Below are 18,634 nucleotides of genomic sequence, written 5' to 3'. Positions count from 1 at the left end.
TGAGAGGAGCTTTTCGAGCGAGCTCGAAAAAATCTGGACGCAATTACGCCAAGACGTAATTGATTAGATGAAGTAGAGAAATAGAATAGAAGACCTTTTAACACTGTCCCGAGAGGCAAAGAAAGGTTCGTTTGACTCCCTTTCCCACGATAAGTGGCGAATGCTGGATAGTCATGCTTAACGAGCCTTTCCGTTCAACGGAAAGGCTCTTTTTAGAAAGAAACAAAGCAAAGGCGCCATGCACTGGAACCTAGGCATTTCACTTGAGGAGGAAGCATAATGGATCACCTAGTATCGATGAAGCAACTAACAGAAGCAGAAATTATGACACTTCTTGAACGAGCAGAGGCGTTTAAACAATCGGGAATCGAGCAATTTCCCGGGAAATATACGATAAGCAATTTATTTTTCGAACCAAGTACGCGCACAAAGATGAGCTTTGAAATGGCGGAACGCAAATTGGGTTTTGATGTCTTACCGTTTGAATCAAGTTTCTCCAGCACATTAAAAGGGGAAACATTGTATGATACAGTAAAGACGCTGGAAGCAATTGGCGTAGATGCACTCGTCATCCGGCATCCCGAAGATGGTTACTATAAGGAATTAGTCGGTCGGACAAGCGTGTCGATTATTAATGGAGGAGATGGCTCAGGTCAGCATCCGACGCAATCACTGCTTGATTTGTTTACGATACGAGAACAATTTGGTTCATTTACAGGATTGAACGTCCTTATTGCAGGAGATATTGCACATAGTCGCGTAGCCCGCTCCAATGCGGATGCCTTATCGAAATTAGGTGCAAATGTCACCTTCCTTTGCCCAGCTGAATGGGCAGGCGAATTCCATAGTGTTGATTCATGGGATGAGGTAATTGGCGCGAGTGATGTGGTCATGCTACTGCGCGTGCAGCATGAAAGGCATGACGGAGAAGCACGTTTTACACCAGAAAGCTATCATGAGCAATACGGACTAACAGAACAACGTGCAGCACAAATGAAAGATCGCGCAATCATTATGCACCCAGGTCCTTTTAACAGGGGCGTTGAAATAGCAGATAGTCTAATTGAAAGTGCTAAGTCAAGAATCTTTACACAGATGGAAAATGGTGTGTATGTACGGGCAGCCGTACTAGAATTGATTATGAAAGGAAGGAAGTAACATGGAAAAACTTATCCAAGGTGTACAAATGTTAAACGAAGCAGGGGAATTGATCACGGGGGATGTTAAAATCACAGGTGATAAAATTTCGGCAATTGGTAGCGAGCTTGATAAAAGCAATGCAGAAACAATTGACGGTAAAGGATTATTTCTCGCACCGGGCTTCATCGATGTTCACGTGCATCTTCGCGAACCAGGTGGCGAGCATAAAGAAACGATTGAAAGTGGTACACATGCAGCGGCAAAAGGCGGTTACACAACAATCTGTGCGATGCCAAATACACGTCCTGTACCTGACACGAAAGAGAATTTGACACTTGTCAATGATTTGATCGAGAAAAATGCACGTATCCGTGTCCTTCCTTACGCATCCATTACGATTCGTGAAGCGGGGAAAGAGCGGACGAACTTGGCTGAATTAAAAGAGCATGGTGCATTTGCTTTCACAGATGACGGTGTAGGTGTTCAAGAGGCGGGCATGATGTACGAAGCGATGCAAGACGCGGCGAAAATCAATATGCCGATTGTTGCGCACTGTGAAGACAACACACTTATCTACGGCGGTGCCATGCACGAAGGAAAACGCAACAAAGAACTTGGACTTCCAGGTATCCCTTCTATCGCAGAGTCGGTGCATATTGCAAGGGATATCTTGCTAGCAGAAGCAGCGGGTGCACATTATCATGTGTGTCACGTCAGTACGAAAGAGTCTGTTCGTGTAATTCGCGATGCGAAAAAAGCAGGCATTCATGTAACGGGAGAAGTAAGCCCGCATCACTTGCTACTATCTGAAGAAGACATCCCTGGCGACAATGCAGATTGGAAAATGAATCCACCTCTTCGTGGACTCGAAGATCTGGAGGCATTGCGTGAAGGTTTGCTTGATGGAACGCTCGATTTCATCGCAACAGACCATGCACCACATACGGCAGAAGAAAAAGCCAATAGCATGAAAACTGCTCCATTTGGCATTACAGGCTTTGAAACGGCATTCCCACTTCTTTACACGAACTTCGTGAAAAAAGGGACTTGGACATTGAAGCAACTCATTGATTGGATGACGCAAAAACCTGCTGACGTATTCGGGTTGCCATATGGCAAACTAGAAGTAGGCGCGACAGCGGATCTTGTATTAATCGATTTGAATAAAGAGCAAGAAATTGATCGCACAACATTTGTATCAAAAGGTAAAAACACACCATTTGATGGCTGGAAATGTGCAGGCTGGCCTGTAACAACAATTTACGGCGGACAAGTCGTTTGGGAGGATGGACAATGATGAAAACACGCATGCTCATTTTAGAAGATGGAACAATTTTTGAAGGGATTGCATTCGGTTCTGATGCGGCTTCAATCGGCGAAACGATTTTTACAACAGGCATGACGGGCTACCAAGAAACGATTTCCAATCCATCAGCTTGTGGACAAATTATCGTAATGACGTACCCACTGATCGGGAATTACGGCATCAATCGGGATGACTATGAATCCATCGAACCTGTAGCTAGCGGTGTTGTCGTTCGTGAACTAGAAGACGAGCCATCTAACTTCCGCAGTGGCATGACACTTTGTGAACTGTTAACATTAAAAGGAATTCCAGGTATTCAAGGAATTGACACGAGAAAGTTGACACGCTTACTACGCGATAAAGGCCCACTAAAAGGCATCTTGACAGCAGCTGGAGAAGAAGTGAACATCGAACAAACCGTTGCAGAGGCTGTTGCGCATACATTGCCAACGGATTTGGTTGCACGCGTATCAACGAAAAAACCATATCCAAGCCCTGGTAGTGAAGAGCGCGTTGTCCTCATTGACTACGGTATGAAACACGGAATTTTACGCGAGCTAAATAAGCGTAACTGTGACGTAATCGTTGTCCCTTATAACACACCTACAAAAGATATTCTGGCACTATTCCCAGATGGAATTGTTCTATCAAACGGACCAGGAAATCCTGAAGACGTTGCGGAGGCAGTCAAAACGATTAAAGAATTGCTCGGAAAAGCACCGATTTTCGGAATTGGGCTTGGTCATCAGCTACTCGCTCTTGCTTGTGGCGCACGTACAGAGAAGTTGAAAAACGGTCATTACGGCGGGAATCACCCTGTGAAGGACCTGACAACTGGACGCACAGAATTGACTTCACAAGGACATGGCTATGCAGTTGTTGAAGCGTCACTTGCAGGAACTAATCTTGAAGTTACGCATCGTGCACTTAACGACAATTCTGTCGAGGGCTTAACAAGCACTGTATACGAAGCATTTTCCGTACAGTTCCATCCAGAAGCTGGACCAGGACCAGAAGATTCGAATCATCTGTTTGACCGCTTCACAAATGTTATGAAAACGAGCAGCCGAAAGGAGAATTTCAATGCCTAAACGTCAAGATATTGAAACTATACTAGTAATCGGGTCAGGTCCAATTGTCATTGGACAGGCCGCAGAATTTGACTATGCAGGAACACAAGCATGTCTTTCATTAAAAGAAGAGGGCTACCGTGTGATTCTTATCAACTCGAACCCTGCAACGATTATGACAGATACAGAAGTGGCGGATAAAGTCTACATCGAGCCGATTACACTTGAATTCGTTAGCCGTATCATTCGAAAAGAGCGTCCAGATGCGTTGCTACCAACACTTGGTGGACAAACGGGTCTGAACATGGCGATTGAATTGCATGAATCAGGCATTTTAGACGAACTGAACATTGAAATTCTCGGCACAAAGCTCGATGCCATCCACCAAGCGGAAGATCGTGATCTATTCCGTACGTTGATGAATGAATTGGGTGAACCTGTTCCAGAAAGTGACATCATTCATAACCTTGAAGAGGCTTATGCATTTGTTGAGAGAATCGGCTATCCCGTTATTGTACGTCCAGCATTCACGCTAGGTGGTACGGGTGGCGGAATTTGTCACGACGATGAAGAGCTTGAAGAAATCGTTACAAGCGGTTTGAAATATAGTCCTGTGACACAATGTCTACTAGAAAAATCCATCGCTGGCTATAAAGAAATTGAATATGAAGTAATGCGCGACTCAGCGGACAACGCCATTGTTGTTTGTAACATGGAAAACTTTGATGCGGTAGGTATTCATACAGGTGACTCGATTGTAGCGGCACCATGTCAGACGATGACAGATCGGGAAAACCAAATGCTACGTAATGTGTCATTGAAAATTATTCGTGCACTAGGTATCGAAGGTGGCTGTAACGTTCAGTTGGCACTTGATCCACATAGCTTCAACTATTACATTATTGAAGTAAATCCACGTGTTAGCCGATCTTCTGCGCTTGCGTCAAAAGCAACGGGCTATCCGATTGCGAAATTGGCTGCGAAGATCGCAGTTGGCTTGACGCTGGATGAAATGATGAACCCAGTAACAGGGACAACATACGCTTGCTTTGAACCAACATTAGACTACATCGTAACTAAAATTCCACGCTGGCCGTTCGATAAATTCGAAGCTGCAAAACGTAACCTGGGAACGCAAATGAAAGCAACGGGTGAAGTGATGGCGATAGGTCGGACGTTTGAAGAGTCTATCTTAAAAGCTGTACGCTCACTTGAAATGGGACAATTCGATTTATCTTTGAAAAATGGTGCTGACATGACGGATGAATGGATTGAAAAACGGATTCGTCGTGCAGGTGATGAGCGCTTGTTCTTCATCGGTGAAGCGCTGCGTAGAGGCGTTACGGTTGAGACGATTCATGACTGGAGTCAAATTGACGTTTTCTTCCTGCGCAAGCTTGAGAAAATCGTTCAATTTGAAGCTGTACTCAAAGCGAATCCGTTTGACTTTGCGACTTCACGCACTGCGAAACGTATGGGCTTCTCTGACGTAACGATTGCAGCATTATGGAACACGGATGAGCGTGCAGTGTACGATTGGCGTAAAGAGCAAGGACTTATTCCGGTCTATAAAAAAGTCGATACATGTGCAGGTGAATTCGAATCGGACACACCGTATTTCTACGGAACGTATGAAGAGGAAAATGAGTCGATTAAAACAGACAAGAAAAGCGTGATCGTCCTAGGATCAGGCCCAATTCGCATCGGACAAGGTGTCGAGTTCGACTATGCGACAGTTCACTCTGTATGGGCAATTCAACAAGCGGGTTATGAAGCAATCATTGTCAATAACAACCCAGAAACGGTATCAACGGATTTCTCGATTTCCGATAAGTTATACTTCGAGCCGTTAACACTGGAAGATGTTATGCATATTATCGACCTTGAACAGCCAGAAGGCGTTATCGTTCAGTTCGGTGGACAGACAGCTATCAACCTAGCAGAAGGGCTCGAAGCGCGCGGCGTGAAAATTTTAGGCACAACGTTAGAAGACATTGACCGTGCGGAAAACCGTGATAAGTTTGAACGTGCATTGCGCGAAATCGGTATTCCACAACCACTTGGAAAAACGGCTATGTCAGTAGAAGAAGCAGTCGTCATTGCCAATGAAATCGGTTATCCTGTACTCGTTAGACCTTCTTATGTACTTGGAGGACGTGCGATGGAAATCGTCTACCGTGAAGAAGAGTTACTTCATTATATGGAACATGCAGTAGAAACAAGCCCAGATCATCCAATTCTTGTTGACCGTTATTTAACAGGTATTGAAATTGAAGTGGATGGTATTTGTGACGGGGAAAACGTCTTGATTCCAGGGATTATGGAGCATATCGAGCGCGCGGGTGTTCACTCAGGGGATTCCATCGCTGTTTACCCACCACAAAGCTTGTCAGCTTCACAAATCGAAACAATTGTAGATTACACAACACGCTTAGCAAAAGGCCTTAAAATCGTTGGTTTGTTGAACATCCAGTTCGTTATTTCTGAAGGACAAGTGTATGTCATCGAAGTGAATCCACGTTCAAGTCGAACAGTACCGTTCTTAAGTAAAATTACGGATGTCCCAATGGCGAATATCGCAACAAAAGCAATTCTTGGGCAGTCCATCATTGAACAAGGTTACCAAAATGGACTTGCAGAAGTTCCAGCAGGCGTCTACGTCAAAGTACCAGTATTCTCATTCGCGAAACTACGCCGAGTAGACATTACACTCGGGCCTGAAATGAAATCGACTGGGGAAGTTATGGGGAAAGATACGACACTTGAAAAAGCATTGTACAAAGGCCTTGTAGCAGCTGGTATGGAAATTAAAGAATACGGTTCAGTCCTAATGACTGTGTCGGATAAAGATAAAGAAGAAATGGTTGGTATTGCACGACGCTTTACGGAAATTGGTTACCGTGTCTTGGCGACAGAAGGTACTGCGAGAGTCTTGAAAAATGCAGGCATTCCTGTGAAAATCGTCGATAAAATCGGTTCTGAAGGTCCAACATTGCTAGATGTGATCCAAAAAGGAGAAGCACAAGTTGTCATCAATACGCTGACAAAAGGCAAACAGCCAGAACGTGACGGCTTTAGAATTCGCCGTGAATCAGTTGAAAATGGCGTACCTTGCTTCACTTCACTTGATACAGCAGATGCGATGTTACGTGTTATCGAATCAATGACGTTCCAAACGGAGGAAATGGGGAAACAGCTATGATTATTCAAGATCGTATGCAGGTCGTATCACAGCGGCAAATTGCCCACAATAATTTTGAAATGGTACTGTCAGGAAAATTGGTCGGGGAAATTACTTCCCCTGGCCAGTTTGTCCACATACGCGTGGCAGATTCCTTTGAACCGTTGTTAAGACGTCCGATTTCTATCGCTTCGATTGACAAGGAAGCTGGAGAAATGACGATTATTTACCGCGCAGAAGGGCGAGGCACAACATTGCTGTCGCAAAAACGTGTGGGGGATGATGTCGATGTACTTGGTCCACTCGGCAACGGTTTCCCAGTTGAAGAAACGGCAGCAGGTGAGACAGCAATCTTAATTGGCGGCGGTATTGGTGTGCCTCCACTTTATGAATTGTCGAAACAATTGACGGCAAAAGGCGTGAAGTGTATCCATGTGTTAGGATTCCAATCGGAGAACGTTGTGTTTTATGAAGAGGAATTTGCTGCACTTGGAGATACACATATCGTTACAGTTGATGGAACTAAAGGAACGGCTGGTTTCGTTACAAATGTTATGGAAACACTAGGTACTGATTTCGCAACGTATTATAGCTGTGGACCAATGCCAATGTTGAACGCTGTTCAAAACATGTATGAAGGTAAAAAAGGCTTCTTGTCATTTGAACAACGAATGGGCTGTGGCATTGGGGCTTGTTTCGCATGTATTTGTCAAACAACGGAAGGGAACGATAAGGCGTACATTAAAGTATGCTCAGACGGTCCAGTCTTCCCAGCAGGGGTGGTGGCATTATGAATAGATTAGCGATTGACTTACCGGGTTTACAATTGAAAAATCCAATTATGCCGGCATCTGGCTGTTTCGGATTTGGGAAAGAATACGGCGGACTTTATGATTTGTCACTACTAGGTGCGATTATGATTAAAGCAACAACGCTTGAGACACGCCTTGGGAACCCAACACCACGTGTGGCAGAAACAGCTTCTGGTATGCTCAATGCAATCGGACTGCAAAATCCAGGACTAACCGGCGTATTGGAAGGCGAATTGCCATGGCTTGAACAGTTTGATGTGCCGATTATTGCTAACGTTGCAGGGACGGAAACAGCGGACTATGTGGAAGTTGCAAAAGAAATATCGAAAGCACCGAACGTTAAAGCATTAGAGTTAAATATTTCTTGTCCAAACGTTAAAGCAGGTGGCATTACTTTTGGAACAGATCCTGAAGTGGCGAAAGAGCTAACAAGAGCGGTCAAAGAAGTATCCCAAGTTCCGGTTTATGTGAAACTATCACCAAACGTCACGGATATCGTCGAGATTGCGAAAGCAGTTGAAGCAGGTGGAGCGGATGGCATCACGATGATTAATACGCTTGTTGGCATGCGCTTAGATCAGAAAACAGGACGTCCAGTTATTGCGAATGGTACGGGAGGATTGTCTGGTCCAGCAGTGAAGCCTGTTGCGATTCGGATGGTTTATGAAGTAAGTAAAGCTATCCATATTCCAATTATCGGCATGGGCGGCGTTTCTGAAACGGCTGATGTTATCGATTTCTTATCTGCGGGTGCAAGTGCCGTTGCAGTCGGAACCGCGAACTTCGTCAATCCATTCATATGTCCGCAAATTATTGAAGAATTGCCAGCGAAGCTAGATGAGCTGGGCATTAATCATATTTCAGAGTTAATCGGAAGGAGCCATCGTCTATGAAAACATCTCCGATAATTGCACTCGATTTTGAGTCGGCAGAAAAAACGTTTGATTTCCTTCGTGCTTTTGATGGCGATATCAATGTCAAAGTGGGCATGCAGCTTTATTACAAAGAAGGGCCAGCGATTGTGGCACGTTTGAAAGAGCTTGGCTATGACATTTTCCTAGATTTGAAATTGCATGATATTCCGAACACGGTGAAGTCTGCAATGGAAGTGCTTGCGGGCTTTGGCGTTGACCTTGTCAATGTTCATGCGGCAGGGAATAAGACGATGATGGAAGCAGCGCTAGAAGGCTTGGATAAAGGTACGCCAGCTGGTTTAGCACGACCATCACTCATTGGCGTCACACAATTGACTTCGACAGATGAGCGCCAAGTACGTGAAGAGCAACTAATCGGTGCTTCTTTGCAGGAGTCCGTTCTTCATTATGCGAAGCTAACAAAAGATGCTGGACTTGACGGTGTCGTTTGTTCGGTTCATGAAGCGGCTGAAATTGCAGCTGTTTGTGGCAAAGAATTTTTTAAAGTAACACCAGGCATACGTCTTGCAGATGGTGGCGCACATGACCAAAAACGTATTGCAACGCCAGTGGAAGCACGCCTTGCAGGTTCGACGCATATTGTTGTTGGGCGTGCGATTACAGGGGCTGTAGACCCACGAGCCGCTTATGAAGAAATCAATGCATTGTGGAAGGGGACAAACTGATGACTGAGAAAAAAGATATCGCAAAAATTTTATTAAACGTAGGTGCAGTTGAATTAAGCCCCAGCGAACCATTCACATGGGCATCTGGTATTGAATCACCAATCTATTGTGATAACCGTTTGACAATGTCTGATCCAGTTGGACGCAAACAGATTGCACAAGGACTTGCTGATTTGGTACGTGAAAAATATCCAGAGACGACAGTGATTGCAGGAACAGCAACAGCAGGCATTCCACATGCGGCATGGGTAGCAGACATTCTTGGTTTGCCAATGGTGTATATTCGTTCGAAAGCAAAAGGACATGGCCGTAGCCGTCAAATCGAAGGCAAGATCGATGCTGCTGATAAAGCGGTTATCATTGAAGATTTGATTTCAACAGGTGGCAGTAGCTTAAATGCGGCGGAAGCACTTCGCTCAGAAGGCATTGCGGTAACTGGTGTTGTTTCCATCTTTACATACGAACTCCAAAGTGCAGACGAAACATTTGCATCTGCAGGACTGACGTACACAAGCTTGACAGACTTTGGCGCACTAACTGAAGCGGCGCAAGAAAGCGGTGCAATTAGCGAAGAGTCGATTGGCAGTTTGTTGGAGTGGCACGGGAAGTTGAAAGCTGGATTGTTGAAGTAAGTAGAAAAGTGATTCCACAGGGGTAAGAATTGTGGAATCATTTTTTTATCCAATAAACTGCGCGAGCTCGCGATTGAACTTTTCCAATTCGCAGTAAAATAATCCGTGGCCACTGTATTCAAAAGGGACGAGTGTGGAATTTTTAATGGCGGCATGCATTAACTCTCCTAGAACGAAAGGACATACCTTATCTTGTTTTCCATGGAGAATAATCGTCGGAATCTGAATGAAAGGTAAGTCTTGCTGTAGATCTTCATCGCGAAGAGAAACTAAACACTTAGCTGTTGCGTTTCCGGATGCGACTAATCCAAGCCCTTGAAACCAGTTTTTAAAGCTCTCCGTCAAGTATCGAGCGAAGAAAATGTCGCCAAACCCCCTTAGCATATCGGGCCGATCCGTATAAGTCCCTTCTATTAAATCGTTTACTTCTTTTATCGTTTTACCATAAGGGAAATTTGCTCTTTTTGTAAATGCAGGCGCTGCTGCTCCGATAAGTGCAAGTTTTGTAACGCCGTGTCCACCATGTCGAGCCATATAGCGAATAGCGATGGCTCCACCCATTGAATGTCCTGCAAGCGTAATATTCTCCAACCCCAATGCATCAATCACTCTTCGAACATCATCTGCCAATTGGTCATAAGAATAGCCGTCCCATGGCCGACTCGACTTGCCGAAGCCGCGAATATCCATCCCAATGCACCGATAGCCCATTGCAGGGAGATGGTCGAACTGGTATTCAAACATCTGATGATTTGCTGGCCAACCGTGGATAAACAAAATGGTCTTATGCGAAGCGGGATTTATATCTTCTACATAAATATTCACGTTTTTTTCCACTTTAACATAATAGCCCACTCAAATACCTCCCATAAAATGCTCGATTATTCAGCTTCACCAATGTATGACTGTGTTGAGGGAGTTATTCGGTGGCTAGTTAGCTCGACCCCTAAAATGAAAAAAACACGATTCCACTCGCATTTTTACGCGTGGAATCGCATGTTCACTGTACGAGATTTGTCAATTTTTCCAACCGCTTCTCCAAGCGTTCGCGCCATTCATGCGCTAATTCTGGCACGTCCAATATTTTTTGAATGCCCTCAATATTCTTTTGCTGATGAAAATAAATCTGATTTGCGAAAAGGATGGATACTTGTTTTGGGTGCGCTTCGAGTAATGTCATAGTGGAATCTTTGCGAACGGTACCTTCTTCAAGGACGCGGCATAAATACCCTGTGAAGCCTGTTTCAATCATTCTTTTAAGAAGGGGAGGTTGCCCGGTTCTTTTTGTAATCGTGCTACACGGAATCCGGCCTTGTGTAATTTGGACAACAGCATCCCCAAGCTGAAAGATATCCCCGATATGTATGTCTTGCTCTAGCATATTGGTAACGGTTAAATTTTCTCCGAAGGTAGCCGGTGGTAAGGGATTCTTGAGCTCCTGTTCCCAACGTGCATAATGCTCATGCGGATACAGACAAACTGCGCGGTCGGGGCCACCGTGGAAACGCAAATCTGCTACGCCGTCGCCTTGAAAGCCATCTACTGTTAAAAAGGCTTCCTCAGTGGTTTCTTTGCATATGCCAGTGTCGAGTTCTTTTTCCTGCCCGTAAGTCATTTTTTTCGGTAATCCGATTGAAAAGTTTTTGAGTTCGATTACATTATACCTCACGATATGTACCCACTTTCTAGTTGTAGTGACAGTCTAATAAGAAAATTCTACCACTTGTGAACTGAAATTGCATCATCTGTATTGAACGGGTTTTCATGTGCATAATAGAACTTTGAAGTTCATTGAATTAGATCACGAAGAATGAATGAGGAGGAAAGCCAAGTGCAAGAATTTAAAGTCACCTACTTTTTTGATGAGAGTCATTATATTAGAAGATTTATTCATATGGAGTCTCAAGAAAGTGCAGAAGAGCTGATTCGTAGCGAACGAGACCAATACATTTCGTTTCGAGATAGCAGAGACATCTATCACGAATTAAACACACAAGATGTTCGAGTTGTTCAATTATCCGCTTATTTTCGTGGCGATAAAAGTACAGGAGAAAATAGTATAGAAAAATAAAATGGCTGTGGACTCCATTTTTAGTGGAATCAACAGCCGTTTATTATTTACGTAATTTCATCACAACATCTTCATCGGGCGTAACAAACATCGTCTTCTGTTCAAAGTAGATGACAAATCCCGGTTTCGAGCCATTGGGCTTTTTCACATGGCGCACTTCCGTGTAGTCGACAGGTACAGAGGAAGAACCGCGTGCTTTACTGAAATAAGCAGATAAGATTGCTGCTTCGCGAATTGTTTCTTCATCGGGATTCGCATCATGGATGACGACATGCGATCCCGGGATATCTTTCGTATGGAGCCATGTTTGATCTCTCGATGCAATTTTGAATGTTAAGTAGTCGTTTTGTTTATTATTTTTGCCTACCGAAATTTTCACACCTGCAGAAGAAACGTACGATTCAGGGGTTGGCTTCTTCGGTTTGCTTTTCTTTTTCAGTTTACGTGCTTTTAAGAAACCGAGTTCTGCGAGCTCTTCACGTATTTCTTCAATGTCTTCAGGGGATGCTTGCATCACTTGCTGTTTAATCATTTCAAAGTAGGCAATGTCCTCTTCGGCTTTTTCGAGCTGTTCTGCAATCATAATGAGCGCTGTTTTCGCTTTCGCATAGCGAGTATAGAATCGTTGCGCATTATCGATCGGCGATTTTCTTGGGTCCAACGGAATGGTCACGGTTGTTCCTTCTTCGTAGTAATTGTCGACAACCGCCTCTGACGCTCCTTTTTGGATGGCATAGCTATTCGCCGTCAACAGTTCACCATACAGTTGGAACGTATCCAACTTGCCAGCGGCTGCCTGTTCCTTGCTCAACTTTTTAGTTTTTAACACGAGTTTGGCGATTTCGTTGTCAAGCCAGCGTTCAAGATCTGCAGCTTGTGATTTCACGCGTTCTCTTTCGGCTCGCGCAAAGTACACTTTGTCGAGCAAATCGCCAAGTGTGTCGTAGGTGGCAAGTGTTTTATCTGCATGTGAGAGTGTAGCCGCGGAAAACACCGTTTTTGTGCCAATCTCTGCAATGTTAGGACTACCAGCGATTCCTTTAAATGCAGCAAGAAATGTCGTGAAAACGCTATAAGCTTCATTCACCTCAACATCTTTTAAACGATGCAGTAGCTCTGTCGCATTGACGGGTGAAAAGCCTGAAAATGCCTGAACGATGTCACGTGCACTTTCGAATTGTGGCAATAGGTCAATGAATTGTTCCGCTGTCACCGCAAATGGATCGATTTTGTCTTGAGGTGGGGCAGGTATGAAAGGTTGCCCAGGCAATATTGTTCGATAGCTGTTCACAGAAGGTGGTAAATGCTTCATACTATCGATAATCATGTCACGTTCTGGGTCAACAACGAGCAAGTTACTATGTCTCCCCATAATCTCAACGTACAACTTTCTACGAATGTCGTCTCCGATTTCATTTTTCGCCTGGATGTCAAATGTAATAATGCGGTCTGTGCCGTATTGGCCAATAGCGGTAATCATGCCGCCTTCTAGATGTTTGCGTAGCACCATGCAAAACATCGGTGGCTCAGCAGGGTTTGCAAGGGCTTCATCCGTCAGTTGGACGCGCGAGTAGGATGAATGGATAGAGATGAGAAGTTTGTGATTTTTGCCGCCAGCGCGGATTAGGAACACAACTTCTTGTGCGTTAGGCTGATGGATTTTGGAAATGCGTCCACTCTTCAAAACTTGCAATTCTTGCACCATCGCCGTGGTAAATAAACCGTCAAATGCCATGCTGATTCCTCTTTCAATTCGTTTTGCTCCATTTTACCACTCTATGCGTGAGGTATGGTATAATTACGAACAGATTGTTTTAACTTCATTCAGTAGAAATTGCTACTTTATCTAAATGGTTGCTGTTTACAAAGTATGTAGACTATTCATTGGAAAATCCTAGCCCAGCTGAATAAAGTTAAAGCCTCCGGCGGATGCCACAGATTTTTAAAAGGAGTTTATCGAGCTTGCTCGATAAAAATCCGGGCACAAATACGCTGAATCGTATTTGATCAATCAAAAGATTGGGCCAGCATGTTTACGGCGAATCAATATCGCAAAACAGACTAGATTAAGAAGAGGGATCACATGTACAAAAAACGTGGGCTTTTAATCGTCCTGTCCGGACCATCCGGTGTAGGCAAAGGGACGGTGCGAAAAGAACTTTTTTCTCAACCTGATACGAACTACGAATATTCCATATCGATGACGACAAGAAGTCCGCGAGAAGGCGAAGTCGATGGCGCGGATTATTTTTTTAAGTCGCGAGCGGAGTTTGAACACCTTATTGAAGAAGGTAAATTGCTGGAGTATGCGGAATACGTTGGCAATTATTATGGTACACCGCTTGACTACGTCAATGAAACGCTCGATGCAGGAAGAGATGTCTTTTTAGAAATCGAAGTTGTTGGCGCAGCACAAGTGCGTGCGAAAGTTCCAGATGGATTATTCATCTTCCTTGCACCTCCAAGTTTGTCGGAACTAGAAGACCGTCTTGTTGGTCGGGGAACCGAAGAAGCAGATGTCATTGCCACACGTATTGCGAAAGCACGTGAAGAGCTTGAAATGATGAATCTGTACGATTATGTTGTAGAAAATGACGAAGTTTCACATGCTTGCGACCGTGTTAATGCGATTGTCACTGCAGAACATTGCCGCCGTGAACGTGTGGAAAAACGATACTTAAGCATGTTGAAAGGGGAATAACTATGTTAACACCATCACTCGATTCATTAAAAGATAAAATTGATTCCAAATACACGCTCGTTACACTTGCTTCAAAACGTGCGCGTGAAATGCAGGAAGAAGGCAACAAACTTCTTATTTCCTACAAGTCGCACAAGAATGTCGGTAAGGCGCTTGAAGAAGTTGCAGCCGGCGTATTAGCGAAAAAGAAACAAGACGATTCAATTGTCTATGAAGACGAAATCTAATAGTCGTTTTTAACACTTGTTAGAATCTAAATAGGTAAGCGTGATACTCCCTTAGAAACGAGTTTTTCTTTGGGAGTTTGTCATTTTAGAAAGGATGGGGACCATATTGTTGAATAAAAAAATCCTTCTTTGTGTGACAGGCGGCATTGCAGTCTATAAAGCTGTTGCACTCGTTAGTAAACTAGCGCAGTCGGGGGCAGAAGTCAAAGTGATGATGACGGAATCGGCGAAGGAATTTGTGACACCGCTGACATTTCAGGCGATGTCGCGCAATGATGTCTATTTTGATACATTTGATGAAAAAGATTCACGCGTGATTGCGCATATTGACCTGGCTGATTGGGCTGATCTTGTTGTTGTTGCTCCGGCGACAGCGAATGTCATTGGTAAGCTAGCGAATGGCATTGCGGACGATATGGTGACGACGACGCTACTGGCAACGACGGCGGATGTGTGGATTGCGCCTGCTATGAATGTTCATATGTATGAAAATAAAGCTGTTATTCGCAATATTGATCGACTGCATGCAGATGGCTATCGATTTATCGAACCGTCCGAAGGGTTTTTAGCATGTGGTTATGTAGGGAAAGGACGCTTGGAAGAGCCCGAGAAGATTGTGGAATTGATTACCGCACACTTTACAACACCGAGACATCTTCCGCTCGCAGGGAAAAAGGTAGTCATCACAGCTGGGCCAACGCGTGAACGGATTGACCCGGTGCGCTATGTATCGAATTTCTCTAGCGGAAAAATGGGCTATGCCATGGCGGAAGCCGCAGAGGCACTTGGCGCGTCAACCTACCTCATTTCAGGGCCAGTCGGTTTGGCGAAGCCAGCAGGTGTAACGGTGATTGATGTAGAAAGTGCGGCGGAAATGTTGGAAGCGGTTCGTGCGCAATTCGATGATGCAGCCATCGTTATTAAAGCGGCAGCAGTTGCCGATTATCGTCCGAAAGATGTTCACCCGCAAAAAATGAAAAAACAAGCGGGCGATTCTGCCATTGAGCTCGAACGGACGACGGATATTTTGAAAACGCTTGGGACGATGAAAACGCACCAAGTTCTTGTCGGATTTGCGGCAGAAACGAATGATGCGGTTGACTATGGCAAGGGGAAATTAGCAAGTAAAAACCTGGATTATATCATCGTTAATGATGTGACAGATCCCGATGCCGGATTTGGCAAAGATACAAATGTCGTGACGCTATTATCGAAAAATGGGACGCATCAACCATTCCATGCGATGCCGAAAAAAGAACTTGCCAATGTGTTGCTTGCAGCAATCATGAAAGAGGAAAGTGAACAACTACATGATCGCTGAAGTCATTGTCGATGTATCGGCTTATCCGATTGATCGCCCGTTTGACTATGTCGTTCCTGCACATCTTGAGGTCGTTATTGAAGCGGGTTGTCGAGTCAAAGTTCCGTTCGGGCCAAGAAAAGTACTTGGCTATGTGACAGGTTTGAAAGAAGAGAGTGGGCTGGAAAGCGGTAAGTTGAAGTCGATTCATGAATTGATTGATCTAGAGCCTGTCATTTCTGGAGAGCTTCTTGATCTATCTCGTTGGCTTGCGACGCAGACATTGGCTTATGAAATTGACGCACTTCAAGTGATGTTGCCGGCTGCGATGCGTGCAAAATATGAGAAGTTCATCGTTGTGGAGGAGCCTGAGAGCATTGAGGAAGTGGATTTTCTTCGATTTTTAGCAGGCAGACAACGGGTACCGTTGGCAGAGGCGGACACGCCAGAACTGTTACGGTCGGTCCGACGCTATGCAGGACAAGGTATTATCACGGTCGATACAGTAGTGAATCAGAAGACGGCTGTAAAAAAGGTACGTATGATTCAAATCGCTGAGGCTGACATCTTGCAAAACGTGCTTGATACGATTCACGCAAACGCAAAAAAGCAAGCGGAATTGCTACGTTGGATGTTAGAGCGTGCTGGCCAAACGGTGAGTGCGAAACAATTGATGGAGCAATCGGGGATTCAGCCAGCCGTGCTCAAAGCAGCTATCGAAAGAGGAGCCGCATCTGAAGCGTATGCCGAAGTTTACCGTGAACCGGAAGCACCGCAGCTAAAAGACACTGCGATTCCCATGGAACTGACTGGAGAACAACAGCTGGCACTCGATGCCATAACGACTAGTGCGGATCATGGCCAAGCGGAGACTTTTCTACTACATGGTGTAACGGGAAGTGGGAAAACAGAAGTTTACTTGCGGGCGATTAACCATGTACTGGAGCAAGGGAAAGAGGCCATCGTGCTTGTACCTGAAATTTCATTGACGCCACAGATGACATCGCGCTTTAAAGAACGTTTCGGGCCATTGGTTGCGGTAATGCATAGTGGATTGTCCGCTGGAGAGAAATACGATGAATGGCGGAAAATCAAGAGGGGCGAAGTCAAAGTCGTGGTCGGTGCACGTTCGGCGATTTTTGCGCCCTTTGAAAATATTGGCATTATCATTCTTGATGAAGAACATGAATCGACCTATAAACAAGAAGACACGCCGCGTTATCATGCTAGAGATGTGGCGATTAAGCGCTCAGAATACTACGGTTGTCCTGTCATTTTAGGCAGTGCGACACCGTCGCTGGAGTCGTATGCGCGTGCGTCCAAAGATGTCTACACATTGTTGACGTTAAAGAGGCGTGCAAAGGATCAGGAATTGCCTACCGTCACGGTTGTCGATATGCGTGAAGAGTTGAAGACGGGCAATCGTTCGATGTTTTCCGTGTCATTAGCGGATGCGGTGCGGGAGCGGCTACATAGAGGAGAGCAAACCGTTTTATTTTTGAATAAACGAGGTTTTTCATCCTTTGTCTTATGCAGAGATTGCGGCACGGTCGTGGAATGTCCAAACTGTGATATTTCCCTGACGTATCATCGTGCCAATGAAATGCTGAAATGCCATTACTGTGGCCATGAAGAACGAGTACCGCTCGTATGCCCTGAATGTGAAAGTGAATACATTCGCTTTTTTGGAACGGGAACACAAAAAGCGCAAGAAGAAATTGCGAAGTTGTTCCCGGAAGCGCGTGTCATTCGTATGGATGTCGATACGACAAGGCAAAAAGGCTCTCATGAACGGTTGCTGCGGCAATTTAGTGAAGGGCAGGCGGATATTTTACTTGGGACACAAATGATTGCCAAGGGACTCGATTTTCCGAATATTACCCTTGTTGGCGTACTAGCAGCGGATACCACACTCCATCTAGCGGATTTCCGTGCGGCGGAAAAAACGTTTCAGCTCATGACACAAGTTAGTGGGCGAGCAGGTCGTCACGAATTACCAGGGGAAGTATTCATTCAGACGTATACGCCTGAACACTATGCTATTGATTTAGCGAAAGCTCAGCATTATGAGCCTTTTTATAATCTGGAGATGGCGGCAAGGAGGCAATACGGCTACCCGCCATTTTATTATGTTACGCTTGTGCAGTTCACACATGAAGATTTATTGAAAGTTGCGGACTTTGCAGATAAAGGTACCCGATTTTTGAAGGGGAATTTATCATCAAATACCGTTATCATTGGGCCTACCGCTTCTGCGATTAGCCGTGTGAACAATAGATATCGTTACCAATGTTTGATAAAATACAAAAAAGAGCCCAAGCTGATTGAAACCTTGCAACAGCTCATTAAGTACTACCGGACAGACTGGATCAAAGCAGGTCTTACGATGACTGTGGATATGGAACCGGCGTCTATTTATTAAAAAGAAAAGAATTTTTTTGTTTTAACTTATATATTGAATAAAAGCATTCTCCTAATACCGCCCGGCGCTTGCGGATGCCTCCCGCCATAAGCCAGGCAGAAAACCACTGCCAGTCTTATGGCTTCGGCGACCGCTTGTAAGGCGCCTACGCTGGAGATTAGGTGGCAATCAT

16 protein-coding genes are annotated in these 18,634 nt (G+C 44.7%); 13 read left to right on the top strand and 3 right to left on the bottom strand.

Translation table 11 applies throughout. From position 1 onward, the window contains the following. Positions 1–279 precede the first annotated feature (279 nt). From MKY34_RS18935 to pyrE, 8 genes are read left to right on the top strand one after another with little or no spacing between them, the layout of a single operon-like run. Positions 280–1,158, top strand: coding sequence for an aspartate carbamoyltransferase catalytic subunit (locus MKY34_RS18935; protein WP_342512664.1), 879 nt, complete (start codon positions 280–282; stop codon positions 1,156–1,158). A gap of 1 nt (position 1,159) precedes the next feature. Continuing rightward, a complete protein-coding gene (locus MKY34_RS18930; RefSeq protein WP_342512663.1) occupies positions 1,160–2,437 on the top strand; it encodes a dihydroorotase in 1,278 nt (425 codons plus the stop codon). After that, on the top strand, positions 2,437–3,537 hold the full coding sequence (locus MKY34_RS18925; protein ID WP_342515305.1) for a carbamoyl phosphate synthase small subunit: 1,101 nt from the start codon (positions 2,437–2,439) through the stop codon (positions 3,535–3,537). The genes MKY34_RS18930 and MKY34_RS18925 overlap by 1 nt, the downstream gene beginning before the upstream one ends. Continuing rightward, positions 3,530–6,718: a carbamoyl-phosphate synthase large subunit gene (carB, locus tag MKY34_RS18920; RefSeq protein WP_342512662.1), complete on the top strand. Its 3,189-nt coding sequence runs from the start codon at positions 3,530–3,532 to the stop codon at positions 6,716–6,718. Before MKY34_RS18925 ends, carB begins: the two co-directional genes overlap by 8 nt. Further along, a complete protein-coding gene (locus MKY34_RS18915; RefSeq protein WP_342512661.1) occupies positions 6,715–7,491 on the top strand; it encodes a dihydroorotate dehydrogenase electron transfer subunit in 777 nt (258 codons plus the stop codon). Before carB ends, MKY34_RS18915 begins: the two co-directional genes overlap by 4 nt. Beyond that, entirely contained in the window at positions 7,488–8,402 is a 915-nt protein-coding gene (locus MKY34_RS18910) for a dihydroorotate dehydrogenase (protein ID WP_342512660.1), read from the top strand. Before MKY34_RS18915 ends, MKY34_RS18910 begins: the two co-directional genes overlap by 4 nt. Beyond that, a complete protein-coding gene (gene pyrF, locus MKY34_RS18905; RefSeq protein ID WP_342512659.1) occupies positions 8,399–9,109 on the top strand; it encodes an orotidine-5'-phosphate decarboxylase in 711 nt (236 codons plus the stop codon). Before MKY34_RS18910 ends, pyrF begins: the two co-directional genes overlap by 4 nt. Further along, positions 9,109–9,741: an orotate phosphoribosyltransferase gene (gene pyrE / locus MKY34_RS18900; RefSeq protein WP_342512658.1), complete on the top strand. Its 633-nt coding sequence runs from the start codon at positions 9,109–9,111 to the stop codon at positions 9,739–9,741. The genes pyrF and pyrE overlap by 1 nt, the downstream gene beginning before the upstream one ends. A gap of 45 nt (positions 9,742–9,786) precedes the next feature. Here the strand turns inward: pyrE and MKY34_RS18895 are convergent, their stop codons facing one another. Next, positions 9,787–10,596, bottom strand: a complete 810-nt coding sequence (locus MKY34_RS18895; protein WP_342512657.1) for an alpha/beta hydrolase — start codon at positions 10,594–10,596, stop codon at positions 9,787–9,789. Between the two features lie 145 nt (positions 10,597–10,741). Next, a complete protein-coding gene (locus tag MKY34_RS18890) occupies positions 10,742–11,356 on the bottom strand; it encodes an MOSC domain-containing protein (RefSeq protein ID WP_342515304.1) in 615 nt (204 codons plus the stop codon). A gap of 216 nt (positions 11,357–11,572) precedes the next feature. Here MKY34_RS18890 and MKY34_RS18885 point away from each other — a divergent pair, with 216 nt between their 5' ends. Further along, positions 11,573–11,812 (top strand): hypothetical protein, encoded by a 240-nt coding sequence (locus MKY34_RS18885; RefSeq protein WP_342512656.1) that lies wholly within the window; start codon positions 11,573–11,575, stop codon positions 11,810–11,812. 43 nt (positions 11,813–11,855) lie between these two features. Here the strand turns inward: MKY34_RS18885 and MKY34_RS18880 are convergent, their stop codons facing one another. Continuing rightward, positions 11,856–13,547, bottom strand: a complete 1,692-nt coding sequence (locus MKY34_RS18880) for an NFACT RNA binding domain-containing protein (RefSeq protein WP_342512655.1) — start codon at positions 13,545–13,547, stop codon at positions 11,856–11,858. 348 nt (positions 13,548–13,895) lie between these two features. Between MKY34_RS18880 and gmk the strand changes: the two genes are divergently transcribed. The 4 genes from gmk to priA all read left to right on the top strand — a co-directional run bounded on the left by gmk (position 13,896) and on the right by priA (position 18,462). Beyond that, positions 13,896–14,513 (top strand): guanylate kinase, encoded by a 618-nt coding sequence (gmk, locus tag MKY34_RS18875; RefSeq protein ID WP_342512654.1) that lies wholly within the window; start codon positions 13,896–13,898, stop codon positions 14,511–14,513. 2 nt (positions 14,514–14,515) lie between these two features. Beyond that, positions 14,516–14,740 carry a DNA-directed RNA polymerase subunit omega gene (rpoZ, locus tag MKY34_RS18870; protein WP_342512653.1) on the top strand — a complete coding sequence of 75 codons (225 nt, stop codon included), beginning with the start codon at positions 14,516–14,518 and terminating at the stop codon, positions 14,738–14,740. A 103-nt stretch (positions 14,741–14,843) separates the two neighbouring features. Next, positions 14,844–16,061 carry a bifunctional phosphopantothenoylcysteine decarboxylase/phosphopantothenate--cysteine ligase CoaBC gene (coaBC, locus tag MKY34_RS18865; protein ID WP_342515303.1) on the top strand — a complete coding sequence of 406 codons (1,218 nt, stop codon included), beginning with the start codon at positions 14,844–14,846 and terminating at the stop codon, positions 16,059–16,061. Next, positions 16,051–18,462, top strand: coding sequence for a primosomal protein N' (gene priA / locus MKY34_RS18860; RefSeq protein ID WP_342515302.1), 2,412 nt, complete (start codon positions 16,051–16,053; stop codon positions 18,460–18,462). The genes coaBC and priA overlap by 11 nt, the downstream gene beginning before the upstream one ends. The last annotated feature ends 172 nt before the right edge of the window (positions 18,463–18,634 follow it).

It is taken from the genome of Sporosarcina sp. FSL K6-1522 (assembly GCF_038622445.1).
GTDB lineage: Bacteria > Bacillota > Bacilli > Bacillales_A > Planococcaceae > Sporosarcina.
The sequence above is the reverse complement of the archived record's forward strand: the minus strand, read 5'-3'. Positions and strand labels throughout refer to the sequence as shown.

What these genes read in the sequence shown, in the direction of transcription:
- carB (WP_342512662.1), top strand. Translation starts at nt 3,530, where the DNA reads ATGCCTAAACGTCAAGATATTGAAACTATACTAGTAATCGGGTCAGGT.
- priA (WP_342515302.1), top strand. Translation starts at nt 16,051, where the DNA reads ATGATCGCTGAAGTCATTGTCGATGTATCGGCTTATCCGATTGATCGC.
- gmk (WP_342512654.1), top strand. Translation starts at nt 13,896, where the DNA reads ATGTACAAAAAACGTGGGCTTTTAATCGTCCTGTCCGGACCATCCGGT.
- MKY34_RS18915 (WP_342512661.1), top strand. Translation starts at nt 6,715, where the DNA reads ATGATTATTCAAGATCGTATGCAGGTCGTATCACAGCGGCAAATTGCC.
- MKY34_RS18880 (WP_342512655.1), bottom strand. Translation starts at nt 13,547, where the DNA reads ATGGCATTTGACGGTTTATTTACCACGGCGATGGTGCAAGAATTGCAA.
- MKY34_RS18890 (WP_342515304.1), bottom strand. Translation starts at nt 11,356, where the DNA reads ATGACTTACGGGCAGGAAAAAGAACTCGACACTGGCATATGCAAAGAA.
- rpoZ (WP_342512653.1), top strand. Translation starts at nt 14,516, where the DNA reads ATGTTAACACCATCACTCGATTCATTAAAAGATAAAATTGATTCCAAA.
- pyrF (WP_342512659.1), top strand. Translation starts at nt 8,399, where the DNA reads ATGAAAACATCTCCGATAATTGCACTCGATTTTGAGTCGGCAGAAAAA.
- MKY34_RS18935 (WP_342512664.1), top strand. Translation starts at nt 280, where the DNA reads ATGGATCACCTAGTATCGATGAAGCAACTAACAGAAGCAGAAATTATG.
- MKY34_RS18925 (WP_342515305.1), top strand. Translation starts at nt 2,437, where the DNA reads ATGAAAACACGCATGCTCATTTTAGAAGATGGAACAATTTTTGAAGGG.
- MKY34_RS18930 (WP_342512663.1), top strand. Translation starts at nt 1,160, where the DNA reads ATGGAAAAACTTATCCAAGGTGTACAAATGTTAAACGAAGCAGGGGAA.
- pyrE (WP_342512658.1), top strand. Translation starts at nt 9,109, where the DNA reads ATGACTGAGAAAAAAGATATCGCAAAAATTTTATTAAACGTAGGTGCA.
- MKY34_RS18910 (WP_342512660.1), top strand. Translation starts at nt 7,488, where the DNA reads ATGAATAGATTAGCGATTGACTTACCGGGTTTACAATTGAAAAATCCA.